Annotated in this window: 8 protein-coding genes; 7 read left to right on the plus strand and 1 reads right to left on the minus strand. The window is 74.8% G+C overall.

Features of this window, described 5'->3' with window-relative positions; translation table 11 throughout:
- Positions 1-83 precede the first annotated feature (83 nt).
- Positions 84-1,463, minus strand: coding sequence for an aminopeptidase P family protein (locus ACFWUQ_RS29920; RefSeq protein ID WP_384544260.1), 1,380 nt, complete (start codon positions 1,461-1,463; stop codon positions 84-86).
- 207 nt (positions 1,464-1,670) lie between these two features.
- Here ACFWUQ_RS29920 and ACFWUQ_RS29925 point away from each other — a divergent pair, with 207 nt between their 5' ends.
- From ACFWUQ_RS29925 to ACFWUQ_RS29955, 7 genes are all read left to right on the plus strand, one after another.
- Positions 1,671-4,091, plus strand: coding sequence for a collagenase (locus ACFWUQ_RS29925; RefSeq protein ID WP_384544262.1), 2,421 nt, complete (start codon positions 1,671-1,673; stop codon positions 4,089-4,091).
- A 125-nt stretch (positions 4,092-4,216) separates the two neighbouring features.
- Positions 4,217-5,371 (plus strand): NAD(P)/FAD-dependent oxidoreductase, encoded by a 1,155-nt coding sequence (locus tag ACFWUQ_RS29930; protein WP_384544264.1) that lies wholly within the window; start codon positions 4,217-4,219, stop codon positions 5,369-5,371.
- Positions 5,372-5,384: 13 nt separating this feature from the next.
- Positions 5,385-5,696, plus strand: a complete 312-nt coding sequence (locus ACFWUQ_RS29935; RefSeq protein ID WP_384544266.1) for a (2Fe-2S)-binding protein — start codon at positions 5,385-5,387, stop codon at positions 5,694-5,696.
- Entirely contained in the window at positions 5,677-7,215 is a 1,539-nt protein-coding gene (locus tag ACFWUQ_RS29940) for an FAD-dependent oxidoreductase (protein ID WP_384544268.1), read from the plus strand. Before ACFWUQ_RS29935 ends, ACFWUQ_RS29940 begins: the two co-directional genes overlap by 20 nt.
- Positions 7,216-7,289: 74 nt before the next feature.
- Positions 7,290-8,204, plus strand: coding sequence for a dihydrodipicolinate synthase family protein (locus ACFWUQ_RS29945; RefSeq protein ID WP_384544270.1), 915 nt, complete (start codon positions 7,290-7,292; stop codon positions 8,202-8,204).
- 64 nt (positions 8,205-8,268) lie between these two features.
- Positions 8,269-9,273 (plus strand): proline racemase family protein, encoded by a 1,005-nt coding sequence (locus ACFWUQ_RS29950; protein ID WP_384544272.1) that lies wholly within the window; start codon positions 8,269-8,271, stop codon positions 9,271-9,273.
- The gene (locus tag ACFWUQ_RS29955) at positions 9,270-10,292 is read left to right on the plus strand and encodes a proline racemase family protein (protein WP_384544274.1); all 1,023 of its coding nucleotides are present in this window, start codon (positions 9,270-9,272) and stop codon (positions 10,290-10,292) included. The genes ACFWUQ_RS29950 and ACFWUQ_RS29955 overlap by 4 nt, the downstream gene beginning before the upstream one ends.
- Positions 10,293-10,380 lie beyond the last annotated feature (88 nt).

Consider the following 10,380-nt stretch of genomic DNA (forward strand, 5'->3'; position numbering starts at 1 on the left):
GCCCGGGGGCGGGCCGGGGCGGGCCTGGCGGCAGCCGGCGGCGGCCCCGGGCCAACCTGGCGGCAGCCGGCGGCGGCCGCGGATCAGCCCCGGGCCGCGTCCAGGAGGCCGCCCATCCACTCCTCGATGCCGTCGACCGTGCGCGGCAGCGCGCCGGACATCAGGCGGGCGCCGTCCGCCGTGACGACCAGGTCGTCCTCGACGCGCACGCCGATGCCGCGCAGCTCCGCCGGGAGGGTCTCGTCGTCCGGCTGCAGGTACAGCCCCGGCTCCACGGTGAGGACCTGCCCCACCTCCAGGATCCCGTCGAGGTAGCTCTGCGCCCGCGCCTTGCCGCAGTCGTGGACGTCCAGGCCCAGCATGTGCCCGCTGCTGCACAGCGTGTAGCGCCGGTGCAGGTCGCCCTCCGCGTCCTTCAGGACGCCCCAGTCGGCCAGCCCCTCCGCGATCACCCGCATCCCGGCGCGGTGGAAGTCCCGGAAGCTGGCCCCCGGCCGCAGCGCCGCCATGCCCGCCTCCTGGGCGGCCAGGACCAGCTCGTACACCTGTCGCTGGACGGGCGAGAAACGGCCCGACAGGGGGAGGGTCCGGGTGATGTCCGCCGTGTACAGGGTGTCGGTCTCCACGCCCGCGTCCAGGAGCAGCAGTTCGTCCCCGTTCAGCCGGCCGTCGTTGCGGATCCAGTGCAGCGCGCACGCGTGCGCGCCCGACGCCGCGATCGTCTCGTACCCGGTGCCGTTCCCCTCGGCCCGCGCGCGCAGGCCGAACACCCCCTCGATCCACCGCTCCCCGCGCGGGTGGGCCAGCGCCCTGGGCAGGGCCCGTACGACGTCCTCGAAGCCGGCCACCGTGTGGTCGACGGCCTGCTGCAACTGTCCGACCTCCCAGGCGTCCTTCACCAGGCGCAGCTCCGACAGGGCCGTGGCGAGCTCCGGGTCCGAGGCCGCGTCGCGCCCCGTCGGTGACCCGAGAGCGTCCAGGGGGGCGCAGCGGATGCCGGTGAGGCGCTCCGCCTCGGCGAGCTCGGGCCGGCGGCCGATCCAGAACTCCCCGTACCTGCGGTCCCGGTAGAACGCGCCGTCGCCGTCGGCGCGGGGCGAGCGCGGCCGCAGGTACAGCACCGCCTCGTGGGCGTGCGGGCCCGACGGCTCCATGACCAGGACGTGCCCCGCCTGGTCCTCGCCGGTGAGGCCGGTCAGCCAGGCGTAGGCGCTGTACGGGCGGAACCGGTGGTCGCAGTCGTTGGTGCGGACCTTCAGCTCGCCGGCCCGGACGACCAGCCGCTCGCCGGGGAAGAGCGCCGACAGCCTGGCCCTACGGGCCGGGGTGACCGCGTACGCGGCGACGCGGTCGGACGCGGGCAGCGGGGAGGGGGCCCAGTCACCCGCCATGAACCGGGACAACTCCGGGGATACCGCGAGGTCGTGGCTGCCGGTATTGAGGTGCGAGGGGGCGTCGGTCATGGAGGCTCCATCGAGAAGACGCGAACTGGTGGGCGCACAGGGCTTGTCAGTGCAATTTCACATTACTATGTTACAGCTCACACCGCGGCACGTTAATCCCCGTCAAACGCCGGGTGACGCAGGGCAGTTCACGCGCTCCTCACCGGACGCGGCACACCACGCACCACGCACCACGCCCCCACCTCCCATCCTCATCAGGAGTCCTTGGTGTTCCAGCACAGAGCTGTGCGTACGTCCCTCCTCTCGGCCGCCGTCGCGGTCGCCCTCCTCGCCACCGCGGGCCAGGCCGTGACCCAGGCCGCCGACTCGGGCGCCCGGACCGCCGCCGCGGGCGGTGCCGCCCCCGCCGCCTTCACCGGCGCCCCCGCCGCGAACCCGTTCGACGAGGTCGAGCGGTTCGCGAACGCCCAGGAGAACACCCCGGCGCCCGCCCCCGCACCGGGCACGGACCGGGCCGCGTCCGCCGCGGCCCCCGCCCCCGCCGCCGCCCCGGCCGGGCGGATCCCCGGCGCCGTCCAGGCGGCACTCGCGGCCGGCGAGCGCAGCGAGAAGAGCCGGAAGGCCGCGCAGGCCGCGCCCACCGCGCGCAGCCTCGCCGTCGCCGTGCCCTGCACCCTCGACGGGATCACGAACCTCACCCCGGAGCAGTTCGCCGACTTCCTCGGCGACCAGGCGGTCACCGCCGACGGCTGCCTGCGGGACCTCATATGGACCTGGGACGCCCGGCTGGCCCCGGTGATGTCCGACGCCCACGTGCAGGCGGTCTCCCGCCGGATCTCGGGCCTGTCCGCCGCCCACGACGGCCGCAACTCCTCGCACCTGGAGGAGATGTTCACCTACCTTCACGCCGTCGCCTACCACGACTACGGGCGCTCCGAGATCGACGTCACCGACGCCCCGACCGTGAACGCCATGCGCCAGGCCGTCGCCGACTTCGGGAACGCCGCCCGCACCTTCGACGCCACCGCGTCCAACGCCCGCACCCTGCGCGAGGCGCTCTACGCGGCGAGCGCGCCGGGCCTGCGCCAGCACCAGCTCGGCCTCATCAAGCGGGTCCTGGCCACCATGGACCCCGCCCACCCGGCCACCCACCTGGACGCGGCCTGGGCCGGTGCGGCGCTCGCCGCGCTCTCCGTCAACTACCTCGGCGTCTACCCGGGCAACCAGGACGCCGCCTTCCACGCGGCGGTGGCCGCGGACCCGGCGTACCGCGCGGCCTTCAAGGCCTTCGCCTCGTACGCGCACCTCAAGGGCACGGGCAATGCCTGGGTCCCGCGCGACGCGCTGAGCGAGTACGGCCGCTTCGGCCAGGTCGCGGGCCTCAGGGCCGAGGTCGTCGCCGACCTCGGAGCCCTGCTGGAGCCCGTCAAGGCCACCTTCGGCAACGGCAGCCAGCAGTGGGCCAAGCTCGTCAACTGGCTGAACTTCTACGAGGCCTGCAAGCCGTACGGGGTGTGCAAGGAGGACATCGAGCGGCAGATCTTCCCGCACACCTACACCTACGACAACGGCGCCATCAAGGTCCGCACCGGCCTCGACCGGGCCACCGTCGACAAGCTCTACTACGCGAGCAAGCAGGTCAAGGCGCAGTACCACCGCGTCCTGGGCACGGACCAGCCGCTGGCGGGCGACCCCAACACCACGCTGAACATCGTGCTGTACGCCTCGCGCGCCGACTACGAGAACTACCACCCGATCCTGACCGGCTACGACACCAACAACGGCGGCATCTACATCGAGAACGGCGCCACCTTCTACACCTACGAGCGGCGCGTCCCCCAGGACTCCTCGCTGACGCTGGAAGAGCTGTTCCGGCACGAGTACACGCACTACCTCAACGGGCGCTTCGCCGTCCCCGGCTTCTTCGGCGAGGGGCCCTGGTACGAGAACGACCGCACCACCGCCATGGACGAGGGCACGGCCGAGTTCTTCGACGGCGCGACCCGCGACAACGGCATCGCCGTCCGCAAGTCCCTGGTCAAGAGCATCATCAGCGACACGGCCGGCGGCGGCCCGCGGATGACCGTCGAGCAGATCCTGAACGCCACCTACGAGGGCGACGGCTTCCGCTTCTACAGCTACGCGGGCACCTTCTTCGAGTTCCTGTGGACCGAGAAGCCCTCGGTGCTCCGCGAGATGTACACCCACCTGCGGGCCGGCGACGTCACCGCGTACGACGCCTGGCGCAACCGGCTGGGCTCGGACAGCTACCTCCAGCGCGACTACGACCGCTTCCTCAACGCCCAGATAGCCAAGGTCGACCAGCTCTTCGTGCCGAACACCACCTTCACCCCCAACGACCAGCTGCGCGACGCGGCGCTGTCGTCGGTGAAGTCGTCCTTCGCCACGGCCACCTACAACACCCCGGACTGCGTGGAGAACGGCGACCCGGGCAAGCGCCGCTTCACGTGCACCGGCCGGATCACCGCGAACCTGAAGAACTGGCGCAGCGACGACCAGAACTTCAAGGACATGTCCGAGACGGTCGACTACTTCATCCTCGACCGGGCGGGCGCGGCCTCCAACAACCTGGCCGACATGAACTGCTCCTTCGGCCCCGTCGAGATCTGGAGCAACAAGGTCGCGGGGACGTCGGGTTACAGCTGCGAGGGCCCGCTCCGCGGCTGACCCCCGCTCCGGGACGGCCCCTCGTGCGCGGGGGAGGGGCCGCCCCGGGGGCCTCCCGTGGGCTTCCTCCGCACGCGTTCCCGGTACCTCTGGGAACTCCCTAAAGAATGTGACATATTACTGCCGTGCCCAAGACCCACTCCCCGGACGTCGTCATCATCGGCGCCGGCGTCGTCGGAGCGGCCTGCGCGTACTACGCCGCCCGCGCCGGACTCTCCGTGGCCGTCGTCGACCGGGGCCCGGTCGCGGGCGGCACGACCGGCGCCGGCGAAGGCAACCTCCTCGTCTCCGACAAAGAGGCCGGACCCGAGCTCGACCTGGCGCTGCTGTCGGGCGCGCTCTGGCGTGCCCTCGCCGGGTCCCTGCCCCGCGCGATCGAGTACGAGCCCAAGGGCGGCCTGGTCGTCGCCCCCGACGAGACCACCCAGAAGGCGCTGCGGACCTTCGCCGAAGGTCAGCGCGCGGCCGGGGTCGAGGCCGTCGAGGTGCCCGGGGACGCCCTGCGCGAGTGGGAGCCGCACCTGGCCCCCGGCCTCGGCGGCGGCTTCCACTACCCGCAGGACGCCCAGGTCCAGCCGGCTCAGGCGGCCGCCCGACTGCTGGCCGCCTCGGGCGCCCGGGCCTACCTCGGCGAGGAGGTGACGGGCTTCCTGCGCTCCGGCGAGTCGGTGCGCGGCGTCCGCACCGCGCGCCGCGAAATCCTGGCCCCGGCCGTCGTGAACGCGGCGGGCACCTGGGGCGGGCGCGTCGCCGAACTGGCCGGAGCCACCCTGCCCGTACTGCCGCGCCGGGGCTTCGTCCTGGTGACCGAGCCGCTGCCCCGGGTGGTCCGGCACAAGGTCTACGCCGCCGACTACATCGCGGACGTGGCCAGCGGCTCGGCCGCCCTCCAGTCCTCGGCGGTGGTCGAGGGGACCCCGGCGGGCCCGGTGCTCATCGGCGCCACCCGGGAACGGGTCGGCTTCGACCGCGCCCTGTCCACCGAGGCCCTGCGCCGGCTGGCGGCCCAGGCCGCCGCGCTGTTCCCCGTCCTCGCCGACGTCCGCGTCCTGCGCGCGTACCACGGCTTCCGCCCGTACCTGCCCGACCACCTGCCGGCCATCGGCGCCGACCCCCGCCGTCCCGGACTGCTGCACGCCTGCGGCCACGAGGGGGCGGGCATCGGCCTGGCCCCGGCGACGGGCCTGCTGATCGCCGCCGCGCTGACCGGGGCCCGGCCCCCGCTGCCCGTCGAGCCCTTCCGTCCGGACCGGGACTTCACCGCCGCACCGACCCCCTGAAGGAGCACCCCACATGCGCAGCCCCCGCTCGCTGGTCGGCGGCACCCCGGCGGCCGTCTACCCGATCGCCTTCGACGGGCGCGAACTGGCCGCGCAGTCGGGCCAGTCCATCGCGGCCGTGCTCTGGGGCGCCGGCATCCTGGCCTGGCGCAGCACCCGGGAGGGCGGCGCCCCGCGCGGCGCGTTCTGCGGGATCGGCAGCTGCTACGACTGCCTCGTCACCGTCAACGGCACCCCGAACCAGCGGGCCTGCCTGGTCCCGGCCCGGCCGGGGGACACCGTCACCACCCAGGAGGGAACCGGCCGTGCCGACCTCGCCGTCTGAGCCCGACTCGCCGCCGCCGCCCGCAGCGGCCCGTGCCCGTGCCGACCTCGCCGTGGCCGACCTCGCCGTGGTCGGCGCCGGACCGGCCGGACTGGCCGCCGCCGTCACCGCGGCCGGCTTCGGGCTGCGGGTGACCGTCCTGGACGCGGGCGAGCGGCCCGGCGGCCAGTACTACCGCCGCCCCGCGCCCGGGCTGGGGGCCGCCCGGCCCGAGGCGCTGCACCACGACTGGGCCGCCTTCGCGGACCGCGAAGCCGCCCTGCGCGCCCACGAGTCGGCCGGGCGGATCACGTACCTGCCGGGTCACCACGTATGGACGGTGGTCCGCGGTGGCGAAGGAGGCGGCGACAGGCCCGGCTCCGGGCCCGGCGACAGGCCCGGCCCCACACCCGCCGAAGGACCCGGCGAGGGGTGGATCCTGCACGCCGTCACCGGCCACGGGCCCGAGGAGCGCGCCGCGGCCGTTCGCGCGCGGACCGTGCTGCTGGCCACCGGCGCCTACGAGCGCCAACTGCCCTTCCCCGGCTGGACGCTGCCCGGCGTCATCGGGGCCGGCGGCGCGCAGGCCATGCTCAAGGCCGGGCTCGTGCTGCCCGGCCGGCGGGTGGTCGTCGCCGGCAGCGGACCGCTGCTGCTGGCCGCGGCCGGGTCGCTGGCCGCCGCCGGCGCCGCCGTGCCCGCCGTGGTGGAGGCCGCCGCGTACACCGCGTACGCGGGCGGACTGCCCGTCCTGCTGCGCAATCCCGGCAAGCTGGTCGAGGCCGCCGCGTACGGCGGGGCCCTGCTGCGCCACGGCGTACGGCTGCTCACCCGGCACGCGGTCACCGAGGCCCACGGCGCCGACCGGGTCGAGGCCGTCACGGTGGCCCGGCTCGACCGCGACTGGCGGCCGCTGCCCGGCACCTCCCGGCGCATTCCCTGCGACGCGCTCGCGATCGGCCACGGGCTCGTGCCGCAGCTGGAACTCGCCACCGCCCTGGGCTGCGCCACCCGCGCCACCGCCGACGGCACCGTCGCCCTCGCCCTGGACGGCGGGCAGCGCACCTCGGTCCCCGGCATCTGGTCGGCCGGGGAGACCGGCGGTGTCGGCGGCGCCCGGCTGGCCCTCACCGAGGGGGAGATCGCGGCCCACGACATCGCCCGGCGGCCCGTCGCCGCCGCGCTGACCCGGCGCCGGGCGCGCCTGCGCGCTTTCGCCGGCGCGATGGCGGCGGCGCACCGGCCCGGCTCCGGCTGGACCGACTGGCTCCGCGACGACGCCGTCGTCTGCCGGTGCGAGGAGGTGCCGGCCGGCCCGGTCCGCGAGGCCGTCCGCGACCTGGGCGCGCGGGACGCCCGTACGGTCAAACTCCTGACCCGGGCCGGGATGGGCTGGTGCCAGGGTCGGATGTGCGGTCCCGCCACGGCCGCGCTCGCGGGGGTGGAGCCGGCGCCCGACCGGCGGCCGCTGTCCTGCCCCGTCCCGCTGCGGCTGCTCGCCGAACTTCCCCCCGCCGAACTTCCCCCCGTCGCACCCTGATCGGCGGCGTGCGGCCCTTGTGGCCGCGTCACACCCACTAGTAAAATGTCACACACCACCTAAGGGAGCTTCTCATGACCTTCGCGCACACCCCCGCGCCCCGCACCCGCCCCTGGCACGGCATCATGGTCGCCACCGCGCTGCCCCTGCGCGAGGACCTCGGCGTCGACTACGACGCGTACGCCGAACACGTGGCCTGGCTCATCGCCAACGGCTGCGACGGCGTGGTCCCCAACGGCTCCCTCGGCGAGTACCAGACCCTCACCGACGAGGAGCGGGCGCGTGTCGTGCGCACCGCGGTCGAGGCCGCCGGCGACGGCGCCCGCGTCATGCCCGGCGTCGCCGCCTACGGCAGCGCCGAAGCCCGCCGCTGGGCCGAGCAGGCGGCCGAGGCCGGCGCCGGCTCCGTCCTCCTGCTGCCGCCCAACGCCTTCCGCGCCGATGAGGACGCCGTCCGCGCCCACTACGCCGAGGCCGCCCGCGCCGGCCTGCCCGTCGTCGCGTACAACAACCCCATCGACACCAAGGTGGACCTGGTCCCGGAGCTGCTGGCCCGGCTCCACGCCGACGGTTCGATCGTCGCGGTCAAGGAGTTCAGCGGGGACGTGCGCCGCGCCTACGAGATCGCCGAGCTCGCCCCGGGCCTCGACCTGCTGATCGGCGCCGACGACGTCCTCCTCGAACTCGCCCTCGCCGGCGCCGTCGGCTGGATCGCCGGCTACCCCAACGCCCTGCCGCAGTCCTGCGCCACTCTCTACCGGGCCGCCGTCGCCGGAGACCTGGCCACCGCCCTGCCGCTCTACAAGTCCCTGCACTCCCTGCTGCGCTGGGACTCCAAGACCGAGTTCGTCCAGGCCATCAAGCTCTCCATGGACCTGGCCGGCCGCCCCGGCGGCGCGACCCGCCCGCCGCGCTTCCCGCTCACCGGGGAGACCGAGGCCGCCGTCCGCGCCGCCACCGAGAAGGCGCTCGCCGAGGGACTGAACTAGGCCGTCTCCACCCCCCCCTTCGAGGGGGCGAGGCATCGACGGGACGACAGGACGAGGGGACTTCATGCGTACGCGCCACATCTACCACGCGGTGGACTCGCACACCGAGGGCATGCCCACCCGGGTGATCACCGGCGGTGTCGGGGTGATCCCGGGCGCCACCATGGCGGAGAAGCGGCTCCACTTCATCGAGCACACGGACCACGTCCGAACCCTGCTCATGTACGAGCCGCGCGGCCACTCCGCGATGAGCGGCGCCGTACTCCAGCCCCCCACCCGGCCGGACGCCGACTTCGGCGTCCTCTACATCGAGGTCTCCGGCCTGCTGCCCATGTGCGGCCACGGCACCATCGGGGTCGCCACCGTGCTCGTCGAGACCGGCATGGTGCCCGTCGTCGAGCCGGTCACCACCGTCCGGCTCGACACCCCGGCAGGCCTGGTGAGTGTCGACGTACGGGTCGAGGACGGGGCGGCCACCGCCGTCACCCTCACCAACGTCCCGTCCTTCTGCGTCGGACTCGACCTGAAGGCCGAGGTCCCGGGCCTGGGTACCGTCACCTACGACCTCGCCTACGGCGGCAACTTCTACGCCTTCGTCGAGCTCGACGACCTCGGCCTGCCCTTCGACCGGGCCCGCAAGGACGACCTGCTCGCCGCCGGCCTCGCCCTCATGGAGGCCGTCAACGCCTCCGGGGACCGGCCCGTCCACCCCGAGGACCCCTCCATCTCCGGGCTCAAGCACGTCTACCTCGCCGCCCCCGGCTCCGACGCCCGCCGGTCCCGGCACGCCATGGCCATCCACCCGGGCTGGTTCGACCGCTCACCCTGCGGTACGGGCACCAGCGCGCGGATGGCCCAGCTGCACGCCCGGGGGCTGCTGGAACTCGGCGCCGACTTCGCCAACGAGTCCTTCATCGGCACCGAGTTCACCGGCCGCCTCGTCGGGGAGACCACCGTCGGCGGGCTCCCGGCGGTCGTCCCCACCGTCACCGGGCGGGCCTGGATCACCGGCACGGCCCAGTACTTCCTCGATCCGACCGACCCCTTCCCCGGCGGGTTCCTGCTGTGAGCGGCCTCCTCGTGCGCACCACCGATTACCACACCGCCGGCGAGCCCTTCCGTGTCGTCGACACCGTCGAACAGGCAATCCCCGTCCCCGGCGACACGGTCGCGGAGCGCTGCGCCACCGCCATCGGCCCGGGCGGCTCGGGGACCGCCCCGCGCCGCGGCCCCCTGGACGACGTACGGCGGCTGCTGGTGCAGGAGCCGCGCGGACACGCCGGGATGTACGGCGGGTTCGTCGTGCCGGCCGACGACGACGGAGCCCACTTCGGCGTGCTGTTCTGGCACAAGGACGGCTACTCCACCGCCTGCGGCCACGGCGCCATGGCCCTCGGCGCCTGGGCCGTGGACACCGGCCGGGTCACCGCCCCGGAGGACGGGGACGCGCCGGTGCGCATCGACGTGCCGTCCGGCCGGGTCACCGCCACGGTGCACCGCACCGGCGGGCGCACCACCGGGGTCACCTTCCGCAACGTCCCGGCCCGGGTGGGCGCCCGGAAGATCCCCGTCGCCACCACGCTCGGGCTCACCGAGGCGGACATCGCGCACGCCGGGGCCTGCTACGCCTCCGTCGCAGCGCGCGACCTGGGCCTGGACGTCACGCGGGCCTCACTGCCCGCCCTGGTACGGGCCGGACAGGAGATCCGGGCCGCGCTGGCCGGCCACCCGGCGACCTGGCACCCGGACGGCCCGCTGCTGTCCGGGGTCTACGGGGTGACCTTCCACGAGGAGCTGCCCGAGACCCCGTTCGGGCCGCACCAGCGCAACGTCACCGTCTTCGCCGACGGGCAGGTCGACCGCTCACCGTGCGGCTCGGGCACCTCGGCCCGGCTCGCACTGCTCGCGGAGGACGGGCGGCTGGGGCCGGGGGAGGACCTGCTGCACGAGTCGGTCACGGGGACGGTGTTCACCGGCCGCATCCTGCCGGGCGGCGTCACCGAGGTCACCGGCACGGCGTACCGCACCGGTGAGCACGCCTTCGTGGCCGACCCGTACGACCCGCTCGGCACAGGCTTCCTGCTGTGACCCGGCCCCGCGCGAGCGGCCCCCCACCAGCCGGGCATGCGCGTGTCGGGCCCGCGCCGGCCGGGCCCGCGCTTGCCGCGCCCGCGCC

The organism is Streptomyces sp. NPDC058662 (genome assembly GCF_042716255.1).
GTDB lineage: Bacteria > Actinomycetota > Actinomycetes > Streptomycetales > Streptomycetaceae > Streptomyces.

What these genes read in the sequence shown, in the direction of transcription:
- ACFWUQ_RS29920 (WP_384544260.1), bottom strand. Translation starts at nt 1,463, where the DNA reads ATGACCGACGCCCCCTCGCACCTCAATACCGGCAGCCACGACCTCGCG.
- ACFWUQ_RS29945 (WP_384544270.1), top strand. Translation starts at nt 7,290, where the DNA reads ATGACCTTCGCGCACACCCCCGCGCCCCGCACCCGCCCCTGGCACGGC.
- ACFWUQ_RS29950 (WP_384544272.1), top strand. Translation starts at nt 8,269, where the DNA reads ATGCGTACGCGCCACATCTACCACGCGGTGGACTCGCACACCGAGGGC.
- ACFWUQ_RS29935 (WP_384544266.1), top strand. Translation starts at nt 5,385, where the DNA reads ATGCGCAGCCCCCGCTCGCTGGTCGGCGGCACCCCGGCGGCCGTCTAC.